The 23,492-nt window shown below is 72.0% G+C and carries 24 protein-coding genes and 1 tRNA gene; 7 read left to right on the top strand and 18 right to left on the bottom strand.

The genetic code is table 11. From position 1 onward, the window contains the following. Positions 1–72: 72 nt before the first annotated feature. A complete protein-coding gene (locus AB0K80_RS07700; protein ID WP_365666916.1) occupies positions 73–1,599 on the bottom strand; it encodes an MFS transporter in 1,527 nt (508 codons plus the stop codon). Positions 1,600–1,842: 243 nt separating this feature from the next. Further along, entirely contained in the window at positions 1,843–3,189 is a 1,347-nt protein-coding gene (locus AB0K80_RS07695; RefSeq protein WP_365666915.1) for a DUF445 domain-containing protein, read from the bottom strand. A gap of 196 nt (positions 3,190–3,385) precedes the next feature. On the opposite strand from AB0K80_RS07695, the gene AB0K80_RS07690 reads away from it, so the two are divergent. Beyond that, entirely contained in the window at positions 3,386–4,750 is a 1,365-nt protein-coding gene (locus AB0K80_RS07690; protein WP_365666913.1) for an SGNH/GDSL hydrolase family protein, read from the top strand. A gap of 8 nt (positions 4,751–4,758) precedes the next feature. On the opposite strand, the gene AB0K80_RS07685 is transcribed toward AB0K80_RS07690, so the two are convergent. Next, on the bottom strand, positions 4,759–7,512 hold the full coding sequence (locus AB0K80_RS07685) for a tetratricopeptide repeat protein (protein ID WP_365666911.1): 2,754 nt from the start codon (positions 7,510–7,512) through the stop codon (positions 4,759–4,761). A 210-nt stretch (positions 7,513–7,722) separates the two neighbouring features. Here AB0K80_RS07685 and AB0K80_RS07680 point away from each other — a divergent pair, with 210 nt between their 5' ends. Beyond that, positions 7,723–8,418, top strand: coding sequence for a hypothetical protein (locus AB0K80_RS07680; RefSeq protein ID WP_365666909.1), 696 nt, complete (start codon positions 7,723–7,725; stop codon positions 8,416–8,418). Positions 8,419–8,440: 22 nt separating this feature from the next. Here the strand turns inward: AB0K80_RS07680 and AB0K80_RS07675 are convergent, their stop codons facing one another. The 4 genes from AB0K80_RS07675 to AB0K80_RS07660 form a co-directional block, all read right to left on the bottom strand. Next, positions 8,441–9,214: a DUF1707 domain-containing protein gene (locus tag AB0K80_RS07675; protein ID WP_365666907.1), complete on the bottom strand. Its 774-nt coding sequence runs from the start codon at positions 9,212–9,214 to the stop codon at positions 8,441–8,443. Between the two features lie 33 nt (positions 9,215–9,247). After that, positions 9,248–10,246, bottom strand: a complete 999-nt coding sequence (locus tag AB0K80_RS07670) for an ABC transporter ATP-binding protein (protein ID WP_365666905.1) — start codon at positions 10,244–10,246, stop codon at positions 9,248–9,250. Positions 10,247–10,253: 7 nt separating this feature from the next. After that, positions 10,254–11,018: an ABC transporter permease gene (locus AB0K80_RS07665; protein WP_365667296.1), complete on the bottom strand. Its 765-nt coding sequence runs from the start codon at positions 11,016–11,018 to the stop codon at positions 10,254–10,256. Positions 11,019–11,085: 67 nt separating this feature from the next. Continuing rightward, a complete protein-coding gene (locus AB0K80_RS07660) occupies positions 11,086–11,886 on the bottom strand; it encodes an ABC-2 family transporter protein (protein ID WP_365666904.1) in 801 nt (266 codons plus the stop codon). 203 nt (positions 11,887–12,089) lie between these two features. On the opposite strand from AB0K80_RS07660, the gene AB0K80_RS07655 reads away from it, so the two are divergent. Continuing rightward, positions 12,090–14,468, top strand: a complete 2,379-nt coding sequence (locus AB0K80_RS07655; protein WP_365666902.1) for a transglycosylase domain-containing protein — start codon at positions 12,090–12,092, stop codon at positions 14,466–14,468. A gap of 79 nt (positions 14,469–14,547) precedes the next feature. Here the strand turns inward: AB0K80_RS07655 and AB0K80_RS07650 are convergent, their stop codons facing one another. Both AB0K80_RS07650 and AB0K80_RS07645 read right to left on the bottom strand, forming a co-directional pair. Beyond that, entirely contained in the window at positions 14,548–14,904 is a 357-nt protein-coding gene (locus AB0K80_RS07650; protein WP_365666900.1) for a co-chaperone GroES, read from the bottom strand. A gap of 44 nt (positions 14,905–14,948) precedes the next feature. Next, complete coding sequence (locus tag AB0K80_RS07645) at positions 14,949–15,278, bottom strand: DUF3618 domain-containing protein (RefSeq protein ID WP_365666899.1); 330 nt, start codon at positions 15,276–15,278, stop codon at positions 14,949–14,951. Between the two features lie 95 nt (positions 15,279–15,373). Between AB0K80_RS07645 and bcp the strand changes: the two genes are divergently transcribed. Together bcp and AB0K80_RS07635 are read left to right on the top strand one after the other, a co-directional pair. Next, positions 15,374–15,841 carry a thioredoxin-dependent thiol peroxidase gene (gene bcp, locus AB0K80_RS07640; RefSeq protein ID WP_365666897.1) on the top strand — a complete coding sequence of 156 codons (468 nt, stop codon included), beginning with the start codon at positions 15,374–15,376 and terminating at the stop codon, positions 15,839–15,841. Positions 15,842–15,880: 39 nt separating this feature from the next. Continuing rightward, positions 15,881–15,967, top strand: a tRNA-Leu gene (locus AB0K80_RS07635). Between the two features lie 13 nt (positions 15,968–15,980). On the opposite strand, the gene rdgB is transcribed toward AB0K80_RS07635, so the two are convergent. From rdgB to AB0K80_RS07615, 4 genes are all read right to left on the bottom strand, one after another. Then, the gene (rdgB, locus tag AB0K80_RS07630; protein WP_365666895.1) at positions 15,981–16,583 is read right to left on the bottom strand and encodes an RdgB/HAM1 family non-canonical purine NTP pyrophosphatase; all 603 of its coding nucleotides are present in this window, start codon (positions 16,581–16,583) and stop codon (positions 15,981–15,983) included. A gap of 34 nt (positions 16,584–16,617) precedes the next feature. After that, a complete protein-coding gene (locus AB0K80_RS07625; protein ID WP_365666893.1) occupies positions 16,618–17,025 on the bottom strand; it encodes a hypothetical protein in 408 nt (135 codons plus the stop codon). A gap of 141 nt (positions 17,026–17,166) precedes the next feature. Beyond that, positions 17,167–17,904: a ribonuclease PH gene (rph, locus tag AB0K80_RS07620; RefSeq protein ID WP_365666891.1), complete on the bottom strand. Its 738-nt coding sequence runs from the start codon at positions 17,902–17,904 to the stop codon at positions 17,167–17,169. Between the two features lie 88 nt (positions 17,905–17,992). Next, a complete protein-coding gene (locus AB0K80_RS07615) occupies positions 17,993–18,226 on the bottom strand; it encodes a PTS glucose/sucrose transporter subunit IIB (RefSeq protein WP_365666889.1) in 234 nt (77 codons plus the stop codon). Between the two features lie 315 nt (positions 18,227–18,541). Between AB0K80_RS07615 and AB0K80_RS07610 the strand changes: the two genes are divergently transcribed. Further along, positions 18,542–19,807 carry a PTS transporter subunit EIIC gene (locus tag AB0K80_RS07610; protein WP_365666887.1) on the top strand — a complete coding sequence of 422 codons (1,266 nt, stop codon included), beginning with the start codon at positions 18,542–18,544 and terminating at the stop codon, positions 19,805–19,807. Between the two features lie 76 nt (positions 19,808–19,883). On the opposite strand, the gene AB0K80_RS07605 is transcribed toward AB0K80_RS07610, so the two are convergent. Then, positions 19,884–20,636, bottom strand: a complete 753-nt coding sequence (locus tag AB0K80_RS07605) for an MBL fold metallo-hydrolase (protein ID WP_365666885.1) — start codon at positions 20,634–20,636, stop codon at positions 19,884–19,886. A gap of 214 nt (positions 20,637–20,850) precedes the next feature. Here AB0K80_RS07605 and AB0K80_RS07600 point away from each other — a divergent pair, with 214 nt between their 5' ends. Continuing rightward, positions 20,851–21,303: a type II toxin-antitoxin system PemK/MazF family toxin gene (locus AB0K80_RS07600; RefSeq protein ID WP_365666884.1), complete on the top strand. Its 453-nt coding sequence runs from the start codon at positions 20,851–20,853 to the stop codon at positions 21,301–21,303. A 103-nt stretch (positions 21,304–21,406) separates the two neighbouring features. Here the strand turns inward: AB0K80_RS07600 and AB0K80_RS07595 are convergent, their stop codons facing one another. From AB0K80_RS07595 to AB0K80_RS07580, 4 genes are all read right to left on the bottom strand, one after another. Next, a complete protein-coding gene (locus tag AB0K80_RS07595) occupies positions 21,407–22,357 on the bottom strand; it encodes a cysteine synthase (RefSeq protein WP_365666882.1) in 951 nt (316 codons plus the stop codon). Positions 22,358–22,376: 19 nt separating this feature from the next. Beyond that, complete coding sequence (locus AB0K80_RS07590) at positions 22,377–22,655, bottom strand: MoaD/ThiS family protein (protein ID WP_365666880.1); 279 nt, start codon at positions 22,653–22,655, stop codon at positions 22,377–22,379. Positions 22,656–22,776: 121 nt separating this feature from the next. After that, positions 22,777–22,872 carry a putative leader peptide gene (locus tag AB0K80_RS07585; protein WP_356041199.1) on the bottom strand — a complete coding sequence of 32 codons (96 nt, stop codon included), beginning with the start codon at positions 22,870–22,872 and terminating at the stop codon, positions 22,777–22,779. A gap of 100 nt (positions 22,873–22,972) precedes the next feature. Continuing rightward, on the bottom strand, positions 22,973–23,395 hold the full coding sequence (locus tag AB0K80_RS07580) for a M67 family metallopeptidase (protein WP_365666878.1): 423 nt from the start codon (positions 23,393–23,395) through the stop codon (positions 22,973–22,975). Between the last annotated feature and the right edge of the window lie 97 nt (positions 23,396–23,492).

Raw genomic sequence — 23,492 nt, 5'->3', positions numbered from 1 at the left:
GGCCCTGTCTTTTTTACCAATTCGTAGTGGCGCCCCCCCCCGCCCCGCCCCCCCCACCACTTGCGTTCGCCGTTACGCCGTGGCCGGGCGGGAACCCCGTGACGTGCCGCTCTGGGACGTCGCCGCGCGGTCCTTGGCCGCCGACGCCGCCGCGGTCAGCGGGCGGGCGATGTCCTCCAGGGAACGGCGCTCGGCGCGGACCGCCAGCAGCGCCGCCACCAGGCCCGCCGCGCACATCAGGCCCGCGCCGATCTGGAAGGCGAGGACCGTGTCGCCGACCTTGCCCGTGCCGGTGAGGTCGGCGAACAGCAGGGGGCCGCTGATGCCGCCGGCGGCGGTGCCGAGGGCGTAGAAGAAGGCGATGGACATCGCGCGGGTCTCCATCGGGAAGACCTCGGAGACCGTCAGGTAGGCGCTGGACGCGCCGGCCGAGGCGAAGAACAGCACCGCGCACCAGCAGGCCGTCAGGGTGCCCGCGGTCAGCGAGCCGCGGTCGAACAGCCACGCGGTGCCGAAGAGCAGCAGGCCGGACAGCAGATAGGTGCCGGAGATCATGATGCGGCGGCCGACCGTGTCGAAGAGCTTGCCGAGCAGCAGCGGGCCGAAGAAGTTGCCGAGCGCGATGACGGCGAAGTAGTAGCCGGTGTTGCCGGTCGGCACGTCGAAGAAGGTCGCCAGGATCGCGCCGAAGCCGAAGGTGATGGCGTTGTACAGGAACGCCTGGCCGATGAAGAGGGCGAAGCCCAGGGTGGCACGCTTGCGGTACGTGCCGAACACCGTGCGGGCGATGTCCAGGAAGGTGACGCTGCGGCGCTGGTGGATGGTGATCTCGCCCTCGGGGCGGGCCAGCGGCTGCCCCTTCTGCGCCTCCACCGTGCGTTCGATGGAGGACACGATGCGTTCGGCCTCCTCGTCACGGCCGTGGATGAGCAGCCAGCGCGGGCTCTCGGGGACGTGCCGGCGGACCAGCAGGATCACCAGGGCGAGGACCGCGCCGAGCGCGAACGTCAGGCGCCAGCCGACGTCCTTGGGCAGGATCTCGGTGTTCAGCGCGACGATGGACAGCAGCGAGCCGCCGACCGCGCCCAGCCAGAAGCTGCCGTTGATCATCAGGTCGACACGGCCGCGGTACTCCGCGGGGATCAGTTCGTCGATCGCGGAGTTGATGGCCGCGTACTCGCCGCCGATGCCGAAGCCGGTGAGGAACCGGAAGAGGAAGAACCACCAGCTGTCGAAGGAGACGGCGGTCAGGGCCGTGGCGCCCAGGTAGACGGCCAGGGTGATCATGAAGAGCTTTTTGCGCCCCCACTTGTCGGTCAGGCGGCCCCAGAACAGGGCGCCCGCGCAGGCCCCGGCGACGTACAGGGCGGCGGCGAGGCCGGTGACCTGCCCGGAGGTGATGGGCAGGCCGCTGCCGGGCTCGGACAGGCGGCCGGCGATGTTGCCGACGACGGTGACTTCGAGGCCGTCGAGGATCCAGACCGTGCCGAGCCCGAAGACGATCGTCCAGTGCCAGCGTGACCATGGCAGACGGTCGAGACGGGCGGGTATGTCGGTGGTGACGGTACGGCCGGTCTCGGCCGGTGCGGCGCTGGCCATGGGCTCCCTCCTCCTCGCTCCACGCTGAGCGGAACCACCGTCGAGTGCCCTGGGCCTCCGGCTTTACGCCCTGCGCCCGGTCGCTCGCCCCGGGTTGCTGCCCGGGTCCCGGCGTTGCTGCCCGAGCCCGGGGGCCGCCGCCCCCCCCGCCCCCCGTTTCGGCCTGAACGGCCTCGTCCTCAAGCGCCGGAACGGGCTGATCGATGCAGGCCCGGTCGCAGCCGAACCGGCACAGGGGCGGCCCTACGCCCCGAGGACCCGCGACACGGTGTAGATCAGCAATCCCGCCAGTGACCCCACCACCGTGCCGTTGATGCGGATGAACTGCAGGTCGCGGCCGATGTGGGCCTCGATCTTCCGCGTGGTGTGCTCGGCGTCCCAGCCGGCCACCGTGTCGGTGATCAGGGAGGTGATCTCCTTGCGGTAGGTGGTGACGACGTACACCGCCGCGCCCTCCACCCAGCCGTCGACCTTGCCCTGGAGCCTGGGGTCGGTGGCCATGCGGGCGCCCAGGGAGAGCAGGGAGGCGCGGACGCGCAGCCGCAGCTCGCTGCGTTCGTCCTCCGCCGCCGCGACGATCATGCCGCGTACGGCCGACCAGGCGGAGGCGATCAGGTCCTGGACCTCGCCGCGGCCCAGCACCTCGCCCTTGAGCCGCTCGACGCGGGCGCGGGTGTCGGAGTCGGACTGCAGGTCGGAGGCGAAGTCGGTGAGGAAGCGGTCCAGGGCGCCGCGCGCGGGGTGGGCGGGCATGTCGCGCATCTCGGTGGTGAAGCGCAGCAGTTCCTTGTAGACCCGCTCGCCCACCTTGCGGTCGACGAAGCGCGGGGTCCAGCCGGGGGCGCCGCCCTCCACGGCGTCCATGACCTCCTCGCGGTGCAGGACCAGCCAGTCGTGCGCGCGGGAGACGATCAGGTCGACGAACCGTTTGTGGCCGCCGTCGGCGACGACCTTCTCCAGCATCTTGCCGAGGCCGGGCCCGATCTCCTGGGCGTTGGCGCGCCGTGTGATGGCCTCGCCGACCACCGCCTGGACGTCGGAGTCGCGCAGCACCGTCAGGGCGCCGCGCAGGGCCGTGGACAGTTCGGCCGTCACCCGGTCGGCGTGCTCGGGCACCGCCAGCCAGGCACCGAGCCGGCTGCCTATGCCGACGGTGCGCAGCCGCTGCCGTACGACGTCCTCGGAGAGGAAGTTCTCGCCGACGAACTCGCCGAGGGAGATGCCGAGCTGGTCCTTCTTGGTGGGGATGATCGCGGTGTGCGGGATGGGGATGCCGAGGGGGTGGCGGAACAGGGCGGTGACGGCGAACCAGTCGGCGAGCGCGCCGACCATGCCGGCCTCGGCGGCCGCGGCGACGTAGCCCGCCCAGGCGCCGGCACCCGCGTGGTGCGCCCATGTGGCGAGGACGTAGATCAGGGCCACCAGCAGCAACAGGCCGGTGGCGGTGAGTTTCATCCGGCGTACGCCGCGCCGCTTCTCCTCGTCCGCCGGACTGAAGACGGTCATCGCGCGGTTGGGGGTGGCGCCGGACCGGGCATGCTGCTCCCCGGGTCCGCCGGTGGCCTTGTCTGCCGCTCTGATCCGTTCCATCCGCTCCACCCGTTCGGTGATCCCGCACACAATTGTCCCTTCCTGACCTACTCCCGGAACGGATCAGGAGTTCCCGGCGTCTGTCGGGAGGGGGAATGTGGCGGGGTCCTGCCGGGTTCCCCTCATGCCCATGACGCATCATGGGCTCATCAGATCGGAGCCCTGAGCTCCCATCGTTCTAGGAGAACTGCACAGCATGACCCAGGGTCGTGAGGGGGGTGTGGGGTTGCCCCCCGCAAAACACCGTGCCCTGCTCACCGCGATCATCGCCGTGATCGTGGCTCTTTCCGCCGCCATCTACTTCGGAGTGGCGGCCGACGCCGGTACGCACAACCGCGACGCACTCGCCGACGGGCGTCGTCCCCACAACTCCGCCGCACCCGCCTCCACCGGCACGTGGGTCGGCGCCTGGTCCACCTCCCCCGCCGCGGCGGAGCCGGGGACCGAGAACACCGGCATGGCGGGCCGCTCGGTGCGCAACGTCGTCCACACCAGCGCCGGTGGTACGAGTGCCCGCGTCACGCTGTCCAATCTCTACGGCCAGTCACCGCTGACGATCACGCACGCCTCGATCGCCGTCGCCGCCGGGGACGGCACCGCCGCCGCGCTCGCGCCGACCATGCGGCGGCTCACCTTCAACGGCAACCCCACGGTCGTCATCCCGGCCGGCGGGCAGGTGGCCAGCGACGCCGTCCGCGTCACCGTGCCGCACGACGGCGACGTCCTGGTCACCACCTACTCCCCCACCCCCTCCGGCCCGGTCACCTACCACCCGCACGCCCGCCAGGTCTCCTTCATCGCCCAGGGCGACCGCACCGAGGACGTGGCCGCCGCGGCGTACACCGAACAGACGCGGTACTGGCGGTACGTGACGGCGCTGGACGTGCTGAGCAACGACTCCGCCGGGACGGTCGTCGCCCTCGGCGACTCGCTCACCGACGGCATCACCTCCACCGTGGGCGCCAACCGCCGCTGGCCCGACGTCCTGTCGGACCGGCTGCGCGCGGCGGTCGAGTCGGGCCGGGACGTGCCCCGCTACAGCGTCGTCAACCAGGGCATCAGCGGCAACCGCGTGCTCACCGACGGCCTGGGCCGCCCCGCCGACAACCCCAGCGGGCTGAACCGCTTCGAGCGGGACGTGCTCGGCCGGACCAACGTCAAGGTCGTCGTCATCGACCTCGGCGTCAACGACATCCTGCGCGACCCGAGGCTCGCCGACCCGGACCGGATCGTCGGCGGGCTGCGCACCCTGGTCGACCGGGCGCACGCGCGCGGCCTGAAGGTCGTCGGCGCGACGCTGATGCCGTTCGGCGGCCACCGCGGCTACACCGACGCCCGCGAGTCCGTCCGGCAGGCCGTCAACGCCGAGATCCGCGCCGGACGGGTGTACGACGCGGTGGTCGACTTCGACAGGGCGCTGCGCGACCCGTACGACCCGCGCCGGCTGCGGGCCGACTACGACTCGGGTGACCATCTCCACCCCAGCGACCAGGGGTACGCGCGGATGGCGCAGGCCTTCGACCTGGACGACCTGAAGGGGGCCGCGCCGGCGCGGCTGTAGGAGCCCGCTCAGGACTCCGGTCCCGCGAGGCGGGCCAGGGACCGCGCGACCTCGCGGGTGCGCGGGTGGTCCTCGCCCTGCACCCGGACCATGTCGGCCAGCAGCGCGGTGAGCAGGGCCGTGGCCGCGTCGCGGTCCCCGGCGCGTTCCATGAGCTCGGCCCGCTGCTGCCGGGTCCGCAGGGCGCGCGGGTGATCCGCGCCGAGCACCCGGTCGACGGCACTCTGGAGGCCGGCCAGGTCGGCCAGCGCCGGGGCCGGTTCACCGGCGAGCCCGCGCCAGAACGCCAGGTTGACGCGGTACGTCAGGGTGGTCGGGTGGTCGGCGCCGAGCGCGCGCTCGGCGTCCTGCGCCGCGGTGGCGAACTCCTCCACCGCGCGGGCGTGATCACCCGCGAGACCGCGCCAGTACGCGAGGTTGTGCCGGACGATCAGGGTGTCCCGGTGCAGCCGCCCGCAGGTGGCCTCCAGCCCTGTCACGGCCCGCACATGGGTCTCGACGGCGGCCGAGGTGTCGCCCGCCTCCCCGGCCCACCGGCCCAGGTCGGCGAGGGTCCGCAGCGTCAGGGGGTGCCCGGCGCCGAGGCGCCGCTCCAGCGCCGGGACGAGTGCGGCGCAGGCGTCCCGGGCCCGCGCGGCGTCCCCGGCCAGACCGTGGCACAGCGCCCCGTAGCCGCCTGCCTCGAGCACCAGGGGATGGTCCGGGCCGAGGCGGCGTGCCGCCTGCTCCACGAGTGCGGCGAAGCGGTCCGCCGCGGCGGCGGCCGCGCCCGCCTCCATCTGGAAGCGCGCTTCGTACAGGCGCAGGGCCAGGGTGTCGGGGTCGGTGGCACCCAGGGCCCGTTCGGCTTCCTCCCTGATCTCCCGCAGCGCCGCGTGCGCGGCGGCCGCCTCGCCGAGCTCCCCGGTGGCCAGCGCGATCTGGCACCGCAGGTACAGGATGTCGCGGTGCCCGTCCGCGAGCCGGTCCCGGGCCTGTGCCAGCAGCTCCCGGCCGAGATCCCGGGCCGCGCCGTCCCGGCCGAGTCCGGCCAGATACGGCCCGAGGCGGCGCAGGACGGGATGCATGCGCCCGTCGCCGAACAGGTCGGCGGCCGCCGTACGGCGCAGCACGTCGGCGCTGCGGTACAGGGCCGCCTCGGTCTCCGGCCGGTAGTCCGCCTCCGCCGTGGAGGACCACAGTTCCTCCAGCGCGTCGGCGGCGGCCCGGGCCAGGAGGGGCCGGACCCGCGGGGGAACGGTCTCGCGTGCCGCGCGCTGCACCAGGGCGTGCACCTCGACGGTGGCCGGCGTACGGCAGGAGTCGTGGGTGACGAGGCTGAGCCGGTGCAGGGCCCGCAACGCCAGCAGCGACGCCCGCTCGGCTGGCCGGCCAGCGAGACGGTCAGCGAGACGGTCCGGGTCGCCGGGAGCGCGATCTGAGTCGCCGGGAACACGGTTCCGGTCGCCGGGAGCGCGATCCGGGTCGCCGGGAGCGCGATCTGAGTCGCCTGGGCCGTCCGCGCCGTCGGTGAGCCAGCGGCGGGCCGCCCGTGTGTGCAGCACCGCCTCCGGCACCGCGTCCGGGGCGAGCATCGACAGCAGGTGCAGGGCGGCCCTGGCGCTTCCGGCGGGAGCGAGGTCCTCGGCCCGTGCGAGGGCGAGCTGCACGGCGGAGGCGACGGTGCCGCCGTGCTCGTCGGCCGGGGAGCTGGCGGGCAGCAGGTCGGACAGCGACTCCCGCTGATCCTCCAGCAGTGCGCGGTAGGAGGTCAGGGGAAGGCCGGTGTCGATGAGGAAGGCGGCGGCCTGGGAGAGCGCGAGCGGGAAGTGGCCGAGTGTGTGCGCCAGGGCCCCGAGCTCCCCGTCCGCGTCCTCGTGCGAGGGAAGCCGTGCGCGCAGGTAGCCGACCGACTCCTCGGGCGTGAAGGTGCCCACCTGGACGAGCCGGGAGGACGGCCGGATCACCGCCGCGTCCCGCCGCCGGGTGGTCAGCAGGCTCCTGCCGTGTTCCCCGGCCGGCCGCATCCCCGCGAGGTCCGCCGGGTCGTCCACGTCGTCCAGGACGACGAGCCACGGCCGCGTCGTCGTACGCAGCCAGGCGAGGAACAGGTCGGCCTGCGCCTCGTCGTCCCAGCCGCGCCCGCCGCCCTCCTCGCCGGAGACCACCCGCCACGCCCGGGCATACGTGGAGAGCACCGACTGGCGGGAGGACGCGGGCACCCAGACCCGTACCCCGCCCGGCTGCCGGAAGCGGTGGAACGCCGCCGCGGCGAGCTGTGACTTGCCCACACCGCCCGCCCCGGTCAGGACGACCTCCCGTACCGCCCCGTCCCGCAGGGCCGTGTCGATCTCGCCGGACAGGGCGGGTCTGTCCCGCAACGAGGCCGCGTCGCTCGGCGGCCGGCCGACGACCACGTCCGGCGGGCCTTGCCCGGCGGCCGGGGAAGGGCCGGACGCCCCCGCGCCGCGGTCCTCGTACGCCGCCCGCCACAGCCGCTCCCAGTCGGCGAGGGACAGCCGGCCGGACACGGGCCCGGCGGCCGACTCCACGGCGCGCACGACCGCCAGCACGGCGTGGACGTCGCGCGGCACCGACCGTCCGTTCACCCACTCGCCCAGCCGGCGGGCGTTGACCTCGACCCGGCGCCCGGACGGCAGTACCGTCCGGCTCGCCCGCCGGGCGAGCATCTCGTCCGAGCAGTCGGGAAGTTGACGCCGCAGCCGCCTCAACGCGGCGGCGAACGCCGCCCTCGGCGGCACCTCGGGCTCCCACTCCTCCACATCGCCACTGTAGGCGGGTTCCTGACGGTGTGGGGCCTGGTCGTACGTCCCCGGTCCGGGCCGGTCCGGGGACCTGTCGTGCCGCGTGCGGCCCGCCCCCGCCTGCGCGGACACCGGCGGGCGCGGCGAACCACTGCCACGACCGCGGCACCGGCGGCTACGATCCGGCTCCCTGCGCAGGCGACGCGGGAGAGCGAGGGGGGAGATGCGATGCACAAGGACGACACCCCGGTCACGGCCCGGCCGGCGGGCGACGGCCCTCTCACCGGTTTGCCGCAGGAGGTGGACGAGGCCTGGGTCTCGGTCCGGCCGGACAACGGGAACGTCAAGCGCGCCCTGCTGTTGAGCTCGCCGGTGGTCGTCCTCGGCGCAGCGCGCGTCGGGCTGATGATGGCCCAGGGCCGTGGCACGTCGGAGGGCTCGGGAAGCCGCGGTCTGGTGATCGGGCTGCTGGCGGTGCTGTTCCCGTTCGTGTGGATCGGCCTGCTGGGCGCACTGCGCTGGGCCAACGCCGGCATCGTCCTGGACGAGGGGGTCCTCACCGTCCGCAACCGGTTCAACCGCCGGGTGCTGCGTGCCCCGGTGTCCGCCCTCACCGGGCTGCACCAGGTGGACCTGCCGATCCAGGGCCCGCACAGCACCCGGATCGTCATCACCGCGCACCAGGCCCGGCCCGTCATGATCGACCCGCGGACCTGGGACGCGAGGGGGCTCGCGCAGTTGTGGCACCAGCTGCCCGTGCCGCTGCACGACAGCGGCTTCCTGGAGTGGCGGGAGGTCAAGCAGCGCTTCCCCAAGCTGCGCAGGCCCTGGCACCACGTGCACTACGGCCTGTTCGTCCTGCTCGGCACCGTGGGCACGCTCGCCTACATCGCCCTGGTCGTGAACCTGCCGTTCCTGCTGTGAGCGGGCGCGGCCCGGACGGCCGCTAGTCCCGCTCCCTGCGGTGCGGGTCGTGCAGGCCGTGCGGGTCGCCGCCCAGGAGGTCGTGGCGGGAGCCGTCCAGCTCCCGTCGCCCGGCCCCGCGCTCCAGCTTCTGCCGGCGGCGCTCCTCCTTGAGCCGCTGCCGCTCCGCCCGGGGCAGCTTCCGCTCGACGCCGACCCCGCCCCAGAAGGCGAAGCCGGTCACCACCACCCGCGGGGCGCCGGGGTCGCCCGGCACGCCCTCCTCGCGGTGGTCGAAGCCGCCCATGATCCCGATGCCCTGGACGACGACCTCCACGCCGGGCGGCACGACGATCTCCACCCCGCCCATGATCGCGATGCAGTTGATCTCCACCTCGCGGTCCGCGAAGTTCGCCTCGCGCAGGTCGATCTCCCCGCCGCCCCAGAAGGCGAAGCAGGTGAACCGGCGCGGCACGGTCCAGCGCCCCTTGCGCTGGAAGCCGGACATCACGGCGACGGCCCACGTCGAGGACCCCTCGCCGCCGACGATCCGCTGCGCCCAACTCCCCTGCCCGGCGGGCTCCTTGTGCAGCGACACGGACGGCACGGACGGCACGGCCGCGCCGTTCCCGGCGGGCAGGTCCCGGGTGATCGGTGCCAGTTCCCCGTAGGTGCGCGCCTTGTAGGTGGCGTCCAGCCGCTCCTCGAACTCCGCCATGTCCAGGCGGCCCTCGGCGAGGGCGTCCCGCAGGATCTCGGCGACCCGCTCACGGTCGGCGTCGGAGGCGCGGAGGTCCGGGGCTGCGTCGTCGGTCATACACAGCAGCCTACGAGTTACCCGGGCGCGCGGCTACGAGACCGACTCGCCGGGCGCCCGGCCGGCCCGCTCGGCCTGCTCGACGTACATCTTGGCGATCACCGCCTCGATGTCCGGCTCCCGTACCGACAGGTCCAGCAGCGGGTACCGCGCCGCGATCCGGGCCACCAGCGGGGCGGCCGACTCCGTCGCCGGGAACGCCAGCCACTGGCGCGGTCCCTCGACGCGGACCACGCGCGCGGGTGCCGGGGCGTCGATCGGGGGCAGTTCGCGTTCCAGGTCCACCACCAGGGTCCGCTCGCTCTCCCCCGCCTCGTGCAGCCCGGTGAGCGGGCCGTCGTACATCAGGCGGCCGTGGTCGATGACCATCACCCGGGAGCACAACTGCTCGATGTCCTGCAGGTCGTGGGTGGTCAGCAGCACGGTGGTGCCGCGCTCGGCGTTCAGGTCGCGCAGGAACTCCCGCACCCTGGCCTTGGAGACGACGTCCAGGCCGATGGTCGGCTCGTCGAGGTAGAGCACCTCCGGGTCGTGCAGCAGCGCCGCCGCGATGTCCCCGCGCATGCGCTGGCCCAGGGAGAGCTGCCGGACCGGGACGTCCAGCAGGCCGGACAGGTCCAGCAGTTCGACGAGCCGGTCGAGGTTCGCGCGGTAACGGGCGTCCGGGATGCGGTACATGCGGTGCGTCAGCCGGTAGGAGTCGATCAGCGGCAGGTCCCACCACAGGGTGGTCCGCTGCCCGAACACCACCCCGATACGGTGCGCGAGGCGGGTCCGTTCCCGGGACGGGTCGATGCCGGCCACCCGCAGCCGGCCGCCGCTCGGGGTGAGGATGCCGGTCAGCATCTTGATCGTCGTGGACTTCCCGGCGCCATTGGGCCCGATGTAACCGACCATCTCGCCGCGCGCCACCGTGAAGGAGAGCGAGTCCACCGCCCGTACCTGCCGCCGCTCCCGCTTGAGGAAGCCGGTCTTCCTGCGCACGTCGAAGACCTTCTCCACGCGGTCGAGTTCGATGAAGCCGCTCTCCACTGCCGGATCAACTCCCTGTACTCCGATACGAACGCAGCCCCGCCCGCCAGGCCACCCCCGCCAGCGCGCAGCACCCGGCGGCGACCAGCGGCCCGAGGAACGCCACCCAGTCCGGCAGGTGCAGCGGGTACGGCCGGCCCAGCACGTACGCGGCGGGCACCCAGTTGACGAAGGCCAGCGGCAGCACGAAGGTCACCCCGCGCACCAGCTCCGTGGCGAACACGGTCGGCGGGTACTGCAGCAGGGTCGTACCGCCGTAGGTGAACGCGTTCTGCACCTCGGCGGCGTCCTGGGCCAGGAACTGGAAGGCCGCGCCCGCGACGAACACCGCGCAGAAGATCGCCCCGCCGCTGAGCACCATCACCGGCATCAGCAGCAGCTTCAGCGGGGTCCAGGCGATGTCCAGCCGGGTCAGCGCGTAGCCGAGCACCAGCAGGCCCTGGGTGATCCGGCCCAGGCGGCGCAGCGCGAAACGGTCGGCGGCCATCTGCGCCAGCACCGGCGCGGGCCGCACCAGCAGGGTGTCCAGCGTGCCGTCGCGCACCCGGCGCCCCAGCCGCTCGATGCCGCCGACCAGCAGGTCCGCCAGCCCGAAGGCGACACCGGACAGGCCGTACAGGAAGGCGATCTCGGGCAGCGACCAGCCGCCGAGCTCCTCCACGCGGGAGAACATCAGCAGGATCGCCACGAAGTCCAGCCCGGTCACCGCGAAGTTGGTGATCAGGGTCAGCGCGAAGGAGGCCCGGTAGGCCAGGGTCGAGCGGATCCACATCCGGGCGACCAGGCCGTAGGCCCGTACGCCCTCCAGCGCGGCCCCTCGCTCGCGCACGCCGGCCGGCTCACCCACCCTGGACCACCACCCGCCGGGTCGCCGCCGACTGCACCAGCCGGCCCGCCGTCAGCAGGACGACCGCCCACATCGCCTGGAAGGCGTACGTGCCCACGGGGTCGGCCGCGCCCAGGAGGACGTCGGCGGGGGCCTGGAGGATCGACGCCCAGGGCAGCGCCCGCACGACCTCGCCGAAGGCGCCCGGGAAGACGTTCAGCGGCAGCAGCATCCCCGAGCAGAAGAACCCGACGAACCACGAGATCTGCGTCACACCGGTGCCGTCGATCAGCCAGAACGCCGACAGCGCCACCAGGAAGCGGACGGCGAAGCCGACCGTCCACGCCAGCACCAGCGCGACCAGGAACGCCAGCCACGTCAGCACGTTTGCCGGCAGCGCCAGGTCGAAGACCAGCGCCCCGAACACGAAGGGCACCACCCCGCGCCCGAACAGCTCGAACAGCGCCCGGCCCCCGTCCGTCGCCATCCACCACAGCTGGAGGTCGGCGGGCCGGTACAGGTCCGTGACGACATCACCCGTACGGATGCGCTCGATCAGCTCGTCCTCGAAGCCGCCCCCGCTGACGCCGAGCGTCTTGAACAGCGCCTGCCCGACCCACACGAAGGTGACGGCCTGCGCCTGGTCGTACCCTCCCAGGTGGGGTCTTTCGTCCCACAGGGCCAGGTAGGTGTAGACGAGGATCACGCCGAAGACAGTGTTGGTGAACACCCCGGCGACCGTGGCCGCCCGATACGTCGCGTACCGTCGGAAGCCCCCCGCCGCGACGGCCGCGTACAACCGTCCCGAGCCCACACCCACAGCCCTCCCCACCCGTCGGCAGCGCGCCTGGCACCGAAGCGCAGGAGCCTAGTCGGCGGACGGCAGGGCCTGCCACGGATTTACCGGGTGCCGGCTGCCGGGAACGGAACGCGCGGTGCCGGTGTCTTCACCAGGGGGCGCAGAAGCGTACGAGGCGTACGGGAACGTACGACGCGAAACAGGAGTCCGTGCACGAGATGAGCGACGAGCCGCAGCCGCAGCAGCCGACCCAGGGCTGGGCACCGGGTGAGCCACAGGCGGCTGACGACCCGGGAGACGACAGACAGGGCAAGCGCCGCCGCACCGGCTGGCGCCGGGCGATCCCGACCTGGCGGATGGTGCTGGGCACCACGATCGTCGTCGCCCTGCTGCTGGTCGGCGGGTTCTTCCTCGGCTACTCGCTGGTGAAGATCCCGCCCGCCAACGCGCTCGCCACCAAGCAGGCCAACGTCTACCTGTACGCGGACGGCTCCGTGATCGCCCGCGACGGCGAGGTCAACCGGGAAAACGTCACCCTCGCCCAGATCTCCAAGCCCGCCCAGCACGCCATCCTGGCCGCCGAGGACCGCGACTTCTACACCGAGTCCGCGATCGACCCCAAGGCGATGCTGCGCGCCGCCTGGAACACCGCCACCGGCAAGGGCAAGCAGTCCGGCTCCACGATCACCCAGCAGTACGTGAAGAACTACTACCTGCGCCAGGAGCAGACCGTCACCCGCAAGGTGAAGGAGTTCTTCATCTCGATCAAGCTGGACCGCGAGAAGAGCAAGGACGAGATCCTCGAGGGCTACCTCAACACCAGCTTCTTCGGCCGCAACGCCTACGGCATCCAGGCCGCCGCCCAGGCCTACTACGGCATGGACGCCAGGGACCTCGACGCGGGCCGCGCCGCCTACCTGGCCGCGCTGGTCAACGCGCCCAGCGAGTACGACGTCGTCGTCCACCCGGAGAACCGCAAGGCCGCCGAGGCCCGCTGGAACTACGTCCTGGACGGCATGGTCAAGAAGGGCTGGCTCGACGCCTCGAAGCGGGCCGGCATGAAGTTCCCGATGCCCAAGGAGTCCGCCGTCTCCACCGGCATGTCCGGGCAGCGCGGCTACATCGTCCGGATCGTCGAGGACTACCTCGTCCAGAAGAAGATCGTCGACAAGCAGTCGCTGGACGCCGGCGGCTACCGCGTCACGACGACACTGCAGAAGAGCAAGCAGAACGCGTTCGTGAAGGCCGTCAACGACAAGCTGATCGACAAGCTCGACAAGAAGCGCAAGGTGGACACGTACGTCCGCGCGGGCGGCGCCGCCGTCGACCCGAAGACCGGCAAGGTCGTCGCGATGTACAACGGCATCGACTACGTCAAGCAGTACACCCCCAACGCCACCCGGCGGGACTTCCAGGTCGGCTCCACCTTCAAGCCGTTCGTGCTCACCTCGGCCGTCGAGAACCACTCGCAGACCCAGGACGGCCGCATGATCACCCCGAACACGGTCTACGACGGGACCAACCAGCGGCCCGTGCAGGGCTGGTCCGGCGGCTCCTACGCCCCGGAGAACGAGGACCAGGTCGACTACGGCGACATCACGGTCCGCCAGGCCACCGACAAGTCCGTCAACTCCGTGTACGCGCAGATGGCGGTCGACGTCGGCCCCGCCAAGGTCAAGCAGACCGCCGTCGACCTGGGCCTGCCCGCCTCGACCCCCGAGCTGTACCCCTCCCCGTCCATCGCGCTCGGCGTGGCGCACGCCAGCGTGCTGGACATGGCCGAGGCCTACGCCACGCTCGCCAACCACGGCCGGCACGGCACGTACACGATCGTCGAGAAGGTCACCAAGGAGGGCAGGCCGATCCAGCTGCCCGAGCGGCGCACCAAGCAGGCCGTGAGCCGGGAGGCCGCCGACACCACGACCTCCGTGCTGCGCAGCGTCGTCCAGAACGGCACCGCCACCGCCGCCCAGGCCGCCGGCCGCCCCGCGGCGGGCAAGACCGGTACCGCCGAGCAGGACAAGGCCGCCTGGTTCGCCGGCTACACGCCCGACCTGGCCACCGTCGTCGCGGTGATGGGCCAGGACCCGGTCACGGCCGCGCACAAGCCGCTGTACGGCGCGATGGGCCTGCCGCGCATCAACGGCGGCGGGGCGCCCGCGGAGATCTGGGCCCAGTTCACCCGCAACGCCCTCAAGGGCAAGCCGGTCACCGACTTCGACCTCCAGCTCCAGACGGGCGCCGGGGAGGACCAGGGCATCAGCGAGGCCCCGGCCGACCCGACCACCGGCGGCCAGGGCGACGACGGCACGGCGACCGGCGGGCAGGACAGCAGCCAGACGCCGGAGCAGACCCCGAGCACGCCCGAGCAGACGCCGAGCACGCCCGAGCAGACCCCGGGCCAGAACGGCGGCACCACCACCACCGACGGCGGCACGACGACGGGCGGCGGCGACACGACCACGGGCGGCACCACCGACGGCGGTACGACGGGCGGCGGCGACACCACCGACGGCGGCACCACCGGAGGCCCGGCGGGCGGCTCGACCGGCGGCACGACCGGCGGCACCCTCCCGCAGACGACCCGCAGGGAGTAGCGGGCCGGCGGACCACGGCCAGAAGGGGCCGGTGACAACGGTCACCGGCCCCTTCTGGCCACTGGACTCGGCAGCTGATCTACAGGTACAGGCCCGTGGAGTCCTCGGCTCCCTCGAACCGGTCCGCGGCCACCGCGTGCAGGTCCCGCTCGCGCATCAGCACGTACGCGACGCCCCGCACCTCGACCTCGGCCCGGTCCTCCGGATCGAACAGAACCCGGTCACCCGGCTCCACGGTCCGTACGTTCTGCCCCACCGCGACGACCTCGGCCCAGGCCAGCCGGCGGCCGACCGCCGCCGTGGCCGGGATCAGGATGCCGCCGCCGGAACGCCGCTCGCCCTTCTCGTTGGTGTCCTGCCGCACGAGAACGCGGTCGTGGAGCATCCGGATGGGCAGCTTGTCGTGATGGGTGCTGTCGTTTCTGTTGGCGCTCACGCTGTGAAACCTACCTGCCTTCGCCGCATCCGTACGCGGGTGGGTCAGTCCTTGCGCCGCCGGGTGCTCAGCGTGAGCAGCCCGACGACCCCCACCACCAGGAGCGCGGCGGGCACCACCCGCTCCAGCCGGGGCGCGCCCTCCTCGTCCACGAACTGCGCCCTCACCTCGCTCACCACGCGATTGACCTGGACGTAGGCCCGCCCGAGGGTGTGGTCGACGTGGGACGCGACCTTGGCCTTGGCGTCCCCGACGATCGTCTTCGGATGCACCCGCACCCCGATCTCGTCGAGGGTCTCGGCCAGCACCTCGCGGCGGCGCCTGATGTCCGCCTCGATCTGCGCCGGGGTTCTGGTGTCCGCCTGGTCCGCCACCGTGTCGCCTCCGAAGTCGGTTGAAAGCCTGTGCCGCACAGTCTGTCAGCTCGATGCCCGGCGGACATGTCAGCACCCCCGGTTACGCTGGTCCGATGAGCGAGCGACTCCAGCCGGGGGACGTGGCCCCCGCCTTCACCCTCCCCGACGCCGACGGCACCGAGGTCTCCCTGACGGACCACAAGGGCCGCAAGGTCATCGTCTACTTCTACCCGGCCGCCCTCACCCCCGGCTGCACGAAGCAGGCCTGCGACTTCACGGACAACCTCGACCTGCTGGCCGGCGCCGGCTACGACGTCATCGGCATCTCCCCCGACAAGCCGGAGAAGCTGGCGAAGTTCCGCGACAAGGAGTCCCTGCGGGTCACCCTCCTCGCCGACCCGGACAAGGAGGTCCTGAAGGCCTACGGCGCGTACGGCGAGAAGAAGCTGTACGGCAAGACCACGGTCGGCGTGATCCGCTCCACGGTGGTCGTGGACGAGGACGGCAAGGTGGAACGCGCCCTGTACAACGTCAAGGCGACGGGTCACGTGGCCAAGATCATCCGGGATCTGGGCCTGTGAGGACGGTGCCCGACCAGTAGCATGGCCGGGCAGCGCCGGGCGGCCGTGGTGGAATTGGCAGTCACGCTGGGTTTAGGTCCCAGTGGGGTAACTCCCGTGAGGGTTCGAGTCCCTCCGGCCGCACCAGCTCGTCGGCTGCTCAGCCGAGCAGCTCCCGCACCACCGGCACCAGCGCCCGGAACGCCTTGCCCCGGTGGCTGATGGCGTTCTTCTCCTGTGGGGTCAGTTCCGCGCAGGTGCGGGTCTCGCCCTCCGGCTGGAGGATCGGGTCGTAGCCGAAGCCGTTCGTGCCGGCGGGCTCGCGGCGCAGGACGCCGCGCAGCCGGCCCTCCACCACGCGTTCCGTGCCGTCGGGCAGGGCCAGGGCCGCCGCGCAGGCGAAGTGGGCTCCCCGGTGCGCGTCGGGGATGTCGGCGAGCTGGGCCAGCAGCAGGTCGAGGTTGGCCCGGTCGTCGCCGTGGCGGCCCGACCAGCGGGCGGAGAAGATGCCGGGGGCGCCGTTGAGGACGTCCACACACAGGCCCGAGTCGTCGGCCACGGCCGGCAGGCCGGTGGCCCGGGCGAGGGCGTGGGCCTTGAGCAGGGCGTTCTCGGCGAAGGTGACGCCGGTTTCCTTGACGTCGGGGATGTCGGGGAACGCGTCGGCGCCGACCAGGTCGTGCGGGAGGCCGGCCTCGGCGAGGATCGCCTTCAGCTCGGTGATCTTTCCGGCGTTGCGGGTGGCGAGGATCAAGCGGGTCATGGCCCCCAGTATCGCCGGGGGCCCGGGCGGCCCGTTACGGCGTGCAGACCTTGGTGAGTTCGCCGGCCGCGTCCGTGACGGGGCTGATGTCGGGCGTCTCGTCGCCGTTCCTGATCGCCGTACGGACGTTCTCGACGGCCTTGTTCAGGTCGTCGACGGCCTTGTTGACGTCGGCGTCGCCGGTCTTGTCGCCGAGTTCGTCGAGGTTCTTGTCGATGGAGTCGAGGGACTCGTCGAGCTGGGTGGGGTCGTTCGCGGCGTTCTCGACGGCCTGCTGGAGGTCCGCGACGCTGCCGGCGATGGCGTCGGCGGTCTGGACGCAGTCCAGGGCCTTGCCCACGGCGTCGCAGCCGGTGGTCAGCCCGGCCGTCAGGGCGAGTGCGGCCAGGCCGGCGGCGACGGCTGCGGTGCGTCGTCGGCGGCTCGCGGACCTCGCGGACATGGCAGAGTCCCTCCTCGGTGGGGCTCAGGGGCCCTGGGTACTGGCCGGGCGCACAGGGATGAGCCGTGCGCCCGTACTTCCTCAGACGCGGCGGACGGCCGGTGCGGTTGCGCGCACCGGCCGGCTTTTTTGGGGTTCCCTTTACCTTGCCAGGGTCGTGTCGAGCGCGGTGCGCTGGTGGGCGGCCAGTTCCGTGCAGCCGGCGACGGCGAGGTCGAGCAGGGCGTTCAGTTCCTCGCGGGCGAAGGGTTCGGCCTCGGCGGTGCCCTGGACCTCGACGAAGCGGCCGTCGCCGGTGCAGACGACGTTCATGTCGGTGTCGGCCTTGACGTCCTCCTCGTAGCAGAGGTCCAGCATGGGGACGCCGCCGACGATGCCGACCGAGACCGCGCTGACGGTGCCGGTGAGGCACTGGCGGCCGGGCTTGATCAGCTTCTTGCCCTGGGCCCAGCCGACCGCGTCGGCGAGGGCGACGTAGGCGCCGGTGATGGCCGCGGTGCGCGTGCCGCCGTCGGCCTGGAGGACGTCGCAGTCCAGGACGATGGTGTTCTCGCCGAGCGCCTTGTAGTCGATGACGGCGCGCAGGGAGCGGCCGATGAGGCGGCTGATCTCGTGGGTGCGGCCGCCGATCCGGCCCTTGACCGACTCGCGGTCGCCGCGGGTGTTGGTGGCGCGGGGCAGCATGGCGTACTCGGCGGTGACCCAGCCCTCGCCGCTGCCCTTGCGCCAGCGCGGGACGCCCTCGGTGACGGAGGCGGTGCACAGCACCTTGGTGTCGCCGAAGGAGACGAGGACGGAGCCCTCGGCGTGCTTGCTCCAGCCGCGTTCGATGGTGATCGGGCGGAGTTGTTCGGGGGTGCGGCCGTCGATTCGAGACATGGGCTGAGCCTAGCCGTAGCGACGGACGGGGCCCCTCCCGCCGGGGGAAGGGCCCTTAAGGGGTGAAGCCGGGGATGATGCCGGCTCTTCACATCATGTCTTCGATCTCCGCCGCGATCGGGTCGGCGTCGGTGCCGATGACGACCTGGATCGCCGTGCCCATCTTGACGACGCCGTGGGCGCCCGCGGCCTTCAGCGCGGCCTCGTCGACCTTGCCGGGGTCCACGACCTCGGTGCGCAGGCGCGTGATGCAGCCCTCGACCTCCTCGATGTTGTCGATGCCGCCGAGCCCGGCAACGATCTTCTCAGCCTTGCTGGCCATGTTCGTTCTCCCTGGTCAAAACCGCTTTGTCGCAGTAACCCACAGTTGGCCCGTCTTCGCGAATGGTCCCAGCGGTACCGTTCGCCGACTGGTCTACACCAGGAGCCCGCCCCTCGACAAAGGGCCGGACGCCGGCGGCGGAACGTAGCGGATCAGTAGCGCGAATCGCGGGTTCCTTATCCTGCCTTCACCGTGCTACAACAGGTCTACACCACTGAGTGGTGTAGACCAGACACCCGCCGTCCCCTCCTTGTCCGGGCGGCGCCATGCCCTCCCCCGGTCCGGCCCGGCCGGGGGCACCCCCTGGAGGAAGTTGTGACCACGGCCAGCGCCGCTCCCGCGGCCGACAAGAAGAAGGGCGCCGGGGCGATGGCTGTACTGCAGCGTATCGGCCGCAGCCTGATGCTCCCGGTGGCGGTACTGCCCGCCGCCGCACTCCTGGTCCGCCTCGGCAACGGCGACATGCTCGGGCGCGAGTCGTTCCCCGCGTTCCTCACGAAGATCGCCTCCTTCATGGCGGCCGGCGGCAACGCCATCCTCGAGAACATGCCGCTGCTGTTCGCCGTGGGCATCGCCATCGGCTTCGCCAAGAAGTCGGACGGTTCGACGGCGCTCGCCGCCGTCACCGGTTATCTGGTCTTCAAGAACGTCCTGGCCACGTTCACCGACAAGAACCTGCCGAAGGTCGCCACCGTCGTCGACGACAAGATCGTCATGGTGGACAAGCCGGTCGACGCGGGGGTCCTCGGCGGTGTCGTGATGGGCATCGTCGTCGCCCTCCTCTACCAGCGCTTCCACCGCACCAAGCTGCCCGACTGGGCCGGCTTCTTCGGCGGCCGCCGTCTGGTCCCGATCCTGTCGGCCTTCGCCGGTCTGATCATCGGCATCGTCTTCGGCTACATCTGGCCGGTCCTCGGCGCGGGACTGCACAACCTCGGCGAGTGGCTGGTCGGCTCCGGCGCCGTCGGCGCGGGCATCTTCGGTGTCGCCAACCGCGCCCTGATCCCGGTCGGCATGCACCACCTGCTGAACTCCTTCCCGTGGCTGCAGGCCGGCGAGTACGAGGGCAAGCACGGCGACATCGCCCGCTTCCTGGCCGGTGACCCGACCGCCGGCCAGTTCATGACCGGCTTCTTCCCGATCATGATGTTCGCGCTGCCGGCCGCCGCCCTGGCGATCGTGCACTGCGCCCGTCCGGAGCGCCGCAAGGTCGTCGGCGGCATGATGTTCTCCCTCGCGCTGACCTCGTTCGTCACCGGTGTCACCGAGCCGATCGAGTTCACGTTCATGTTCATCGCCCCGGTCCTGTACGCGATCCACGCGGTGCTCACCGGTGTGTCGCTGGCGCTGACCTGGGCCCTCGGCATGAAGGACGGCTTCGGCTTCTCGGCCGGCGCGATCGACTTCCTCCTGAACCTGGGCATCGCGACCAACCCGTGGGGCCTGGCCCTGGTCGGCCTGTGCTTCGCGGCGGTGTACTACGCGGTCTTCCGCTTCGCGATCACGAAGTTCAACCTGCCGACGCCGGGCCGCGAGTCCGACGAGGAGCTGGCCGAACTGCAGAAGGCGGAGGCCAAGTAGGCCTCACGCGGCGGACATGACTGTGGGCCACGGACGGGAGCGTCCGTGGCCCACAGCCGTGTCCGGGTCCGGATGGTCAGATCTCGTACGTCCGGCGCGGCACGGCCAGCTCGACCGGGCCGTCGTAGACCGTGCGGGCGTCGGCGAGGTTGACCTGCGGGTCGGTCCACGGGGGGATGTGGGTGAGGACCAGGCGCCGGGCGTGGGCCCGGGCCGCCGTCTCGCCCGCCTCGCGGCCGTTGAGGTGCAGGTCGGGGATGTTCTCCTTGCCGTGCGTGAACGCGGCCTCGCACAGGAACAGGTCGGCGTCCTGGGCCAGTTGGTCCAGGGCCTGGCTGACGCCCGTGTCGCCGGAGTACGTCAGGACCTTCCCGCCGTGCTCGATGCGGATGCCGTACGCCTCCACGGGGTGCGCCACGCGCTCGGTGTGCACGGTGAACGGGCCGATCTCGAAGGTGCCCGGCTTGACCGTGTGGAAGTCGAAGACCTCGCTCATGGAGGAGGCCGAGGGGGTGTCGGCGTAGGCGGTGGTCAGCCGGTGCTCGGTGCCCTCGGGTCCGAAGACGGGGAGCGGAGCGCAGCGGCCGCCGTCGTGCCGGTAGTAGCGCGCCACGAAGTACGCGCACATGTCGATGCAGTGATCGGCGTGCAGATGGCTGAGGAAGATCGCGTCGAGGTCGTAGAGACCGCAGTGGCGCTGCAGCTCGCCCAGGGCGCCGTTGCCCATGTCGAGAAGCAGCCGGAAGCCGTCGGCCTCGACGAGGTAGCTCGAGCAGGCCGATTCCGCGGACGGGAACGACCCCGAGCAGCCGACGACGGTGAGCTTCATGAAGCAGAAACCTCCGCTGGCGGGAAAAGTCTGGTAGGGGCGTAGGGGGTCGTGCGGTGCGTCGAGCGTAAGGCGCAAAACGTCCGGTCGCTCCTCCACCAGGGGCCGTTGTGGGCGAACTCACCTGTGGTATCACCGGTTCGGCTGGTCGCGGGGTGTGCGGGACCTGGCAGGGGGCGCGCGGGGGCGGTTGTGCGCCGGTACTGTCAACGATATGGACACCTCCTGGTGGCTGGCGCTCGCGGCGGTGATGCTCCTCGTCCTCGTCGCCACGCTCGTCGACGGGTGGGGCCGCCGGTCGCTGGAGCGGCGGGCGCGGCTGTGGGGCCGGGGCTCGGCCGGGCCCGGGGACGGGCGGCCGCAGCCGGCGGAGATCTGGTGGGCGGAGGTGCCCTGCGAGGACGAGCGGGGCCGGGCGCAGGACCGGCCGTGTCTGGTGCTGGCGGTGCGGGGCGAACGCGCCACGGTCGCCGGCATCACGACGAGTTTCCGGGACGGACGGGCCGGGGTGATCGCGCTGCCGCCCGGTGCGGTGGGCGACGCGCAGGGCCGCGCGAGCTTCCTGGAGACGGACGAACTGCGCGAGGTGCCGGTGTGGGGGTTCCGGCACAGGGTGGGTGTGGTGGACCCGGCGCTGTGGGACCGGGTGCGGTACCTGGCGGGGTGAGGGGACGCCCGGCAGCCTGGCCGGCGGCACAGCGGCTGCCGGGTGGACCGGCCCGGTCCGGCGAAGGGACCGGAGCTTCAGGGCCCCGGTCCCCCGTGGCGGGTCAGGCCCAGAGCTGGCCCTGGAGCGTTTCGATGGCCTCTTCCGTGGTGGCGGCCGTGTATACGCCGGTGGAGAGGTACTTCCAGCCGCCGTCGGCCACGATGAAGACGATGTCGGCCTGTTCGCCGGCCTTCAGGGCCTTCCTTCCGACGCCGATCGCGGCGTGCAGGGCCGCGCCCGTGGAGACGCCGGCGAAGATGCCCTCCTGCTGGAGCAGCTCGCGGGTGCGGGTCACGGCGTCGGCCGAGCCGACCGAGTAGCGGGTCGTCAGCACGGAGGCGTCGTACAGCTCGGGGACGAAGCCCTCGTCGAGGTTGCGCAGGCCGTAGACCAGGTCGTCGTAGCGCGGTTCGGCGGCGACGATCTTCACGTCGGGCTTGTGCTCGCGCAGGTAGCGGCCGACGCCCATGAGGGTGCCGGTGGTGCCGAGGCCGGCCACGAAGTGGGTGATCGAGGGCAGGTCCGCCAGGATCTCCGGGCCCGTCGTCGCGTAGTGGGCGCCGGCGTTGTCCGGGTTGCCGTACTGGTAGAGCATCACCCAGTCCGGGTGCTCGGCCGCCAGCTCCTTGGCGAGACGGACCGCCGTGTTGGAGCCGCCCGCGGCCGGGGAGGAGATGATCTCCGCGCCCCACATGCCGAGCAGGTCCCGGCGCTCCTGGGAGGTGTTCTCCGGCATCACGCACACCATGCGGTAGCCCTTGAGCTTGGCCGCCATGGCCAGGGAGATGCCGGTGTTGCCGGACGTCGGCTCCAGGATCGTGCAGCCGGGCGTCAGGCGGCCGTCCTTCTCCGCCTGCTCGATCATGTGCAGGGCCGGGCGGTCCTTGACCGAGCCGGTCGGGTTGCGGTCCTCCAGCTTCGCCCAGATCCGGACGTCGGCGGACGGCGACAGCCGCGGCAGGCGCACCAACGGGGTGTTGCCCACCGCGGCCAGCGGGGAGTCGTAACGCATCGAGGATCAGCAGCCCTGGTCAGGCCATGCCGCCGGCCACCGCCGGCAGGATCGTGACGTTGTCACCGTCGGACAGCTTGGTGTTGATGCCGTCCAGGAAGCGCACGTCCTCGTCGTTGAGGTAGACGTTGACGAAGCGGCGCAGCTGGTCGCCGTCCACGATGCGGGCCTGGATGCCCGCGTGCCGGGTCTCGAGGTCGGCGAAGAGCTCGGCGAGGGTGTCCCCGGTTCCCTCCACCGCCTTCTGGCCGTCGGTGTACTGGCGGAGGATGGTCGGGATGCGGACCTCGATGGCCATGATTGCGGGCTCCTGTCGGAAGGTTTCGTCGGGTCGGTGGACGCGCGGCGGCGCGGGAGTGCGTGGTCGTACGCAGGGGGAGCGGTCGCCGCGGCTCACGGCCGTACGGCGGCAGGGGGCGTCAACAGATGGCGCTGGCAAGCCTGCACAGGTCGACGTGCAGCCGCGCCACGAGCAGAGTGCCCGGCGTCTTGTCGCTCACGTCGTGGAGAACCATGGGCTCATCGTATCGATTCCCGATCCGGGGCTCGGAGTGTGATATCGCATGGTGGACGCCTTACGACCGCCTGGCGAGACGCAGCAGCTCAGGGCCCTGGTCAGTAGGCCTCGACAACCGTGACCTCCTCCTCCGTCACCTCGCCGTCGACGATCCGGAAGGAGCGGAACTGGAACTCGCCGAGTCCGTCGGTGTCGGCGGTGGAGACCAGGACGTAGTGGGCGCCGGGCTCGTTGGCGTACGAGATGTCCGTGCGGGACGGGTACGCCTCGGTCGCCGTGTGGGAGTGGTAGATGATCACCGGCTCCTCGTCCCGGTCGTCCATCTCGCGGTAGAGCTTCAGCAGGTCGCCCGAGTCGAACTCGTAGAAGGTGGGCGACATCGCCGCGTTCAGCATGGGGATGAAGCGCTCGGGGCGGTCCGAGCCCGCCGGACCCGCCACGACCCCGCACGCCTCGTCGGGGTGGTCCTTGCGCGCGTGGGCGACGATCTGGTCGTACAGGGCCTGGGTGATGGTCAGCATGCTCGTCAGGATAAGCAACAGGGCCGTTCCGTACCGAGGGATGGTACGGAACGGCCCACATGCCGGACGTCCTGAGCGGCAGGCGGACGGGGTGCCA

Source organism: Streptomyces sp. NPDC052682 (assembly GCF_040678435.1).
Taxonomy (GTDB): Bacteria; Actinomycetota; Actinomycetes; order Streptomycetales; family Streptomycetaceae; genus Streptomyces.
The sequence above is the reverse complement of the archived record's forward strand: the minus strand, read 5'-3'. Positions and strand labels throughout refer to the sequence as shown.

Coding starts and splice junctions, on each gene's coding strand:
- AB0K80_RS07665 (WP_365667296.1), bottom strand. CDS start 11,018: ATGTGGATCCGCTCGACCCTGGCCTACCGGGCCTCCTTCGCGCTGACC.
- AB0K80_RS07695 (WP_365666915.1), bottom strand. CDS start 3,189: ATGGAACGGATCAGAGCGGCAGACAAGGCCACCGGCGGACCCGGGGAG.
- AB0K80_RS07675 (WP_365666907.1), bottom strand. CDS start 9,214: ATGACCGACGACGCAGCCCCGGACCTCCGCGCCTCCGACGCCGACCGT.
- AB0K80_RS07690 (WP_365666913.1), top strand. CDS start 3,386: ATGACCCAGGGTCGTGAGGGGGGTGTGGGGTTGCCCCCCGCAAAACAC.
- AB0K80_RS07605 (WP_365666885.1), bottom strand. CDS start 20,636: ATGAAGCTCACCGTCGTCGGCTGCTCGGGGTCGTTCCCGTCCGCGGAA.
- AB0K80_RS07625 (WP_365666893.1), bottom strand. CDS start 17,025: ATGTCCGCGAGGTCCGCGAGCCGCCGACGACGCACCGCAGCCGTCGCC.
- AB0K80_RS07615 (WP_365666889.1), bottom strand. CDS start 18,226: ATGGCCAGCAAGGCTGAGAAGATCGTTGCCGGGCTCGGCGGCATCGAC.
- AB0K80_RS07580 (WP_365666878.1), bottom strand. CDS start 23,395: ATGCTGACCATCACCCAGGCCCTGTACGACCAGATCGTCGCCCACGCG.
- AB0K80_RS07600 (WP_365666884.1), top strand. CDS start 20,851: ATGGACACCTCCTGGTGGCTGGCGCTCGCGGCGGTGATGCTCCTCGTC.
- AB0K80_RS07680 (WP_365666909.1), top strand. CDS start 7,723: ATGCACAAGGACGACACCCCGGTCACGGCCCGGCCGGCGGGCGACGGC.
- AB0K80_RS07655 (WP_365666902.1), top strand. CDS start 12,090: ATGAGCGACGAGCCGCAGCCGCAGCAGCCGACCCAGGGCTGGGCACCG.
- rph (WP_365666891.1), bottom strand. CDS start 17,904: ATGTCTCGAATCGACGGCCGCACCCCCGAACAACTCCGCCCGATCACC.
- AB0K80_RS07595 (WP_365666882.1), bottom strand. CDS start 22,357: ATGCGTTACGACTCCCCGCTGGCCGCGGTGGGCAACACCCCGTTGGTG.
- rdgB (WP_365666895.1), bottom strand. CDS start 16,583: ATGACCCGCTTGATCCTCGCCACCCGCAACGCCGGAAAGATCACCGAG.
- AB0K80_RS07585 (WP_356041199.1), bottom strand. CDS start 22,872: ATGGTTCTCCACGACGTGAGCGACAAGACGCCGGGCACTCTGCTCGTG.
- AB0K80_RS07590 (WP_365666880.1), bottom strand. CDS start 22,655: ATGGCCATCGAGGTCCGCATCCCGACCATCCTCCGCCAGTACACCGAC.
- bcp (WP_365666897.1), top strand. CDS start 15,374: ATGAGCGAGCGACTCCAGCCGGGGGACGTGGCCCCCGCCTTCACCCTC.
- AB0K80_RS07700 (WP_365666916.1), bottom strand. CDS start 1,599: ATGGCCAGCGCCGCACCGGCCGAGACCGGCCGTACCGTCACCACCGAC.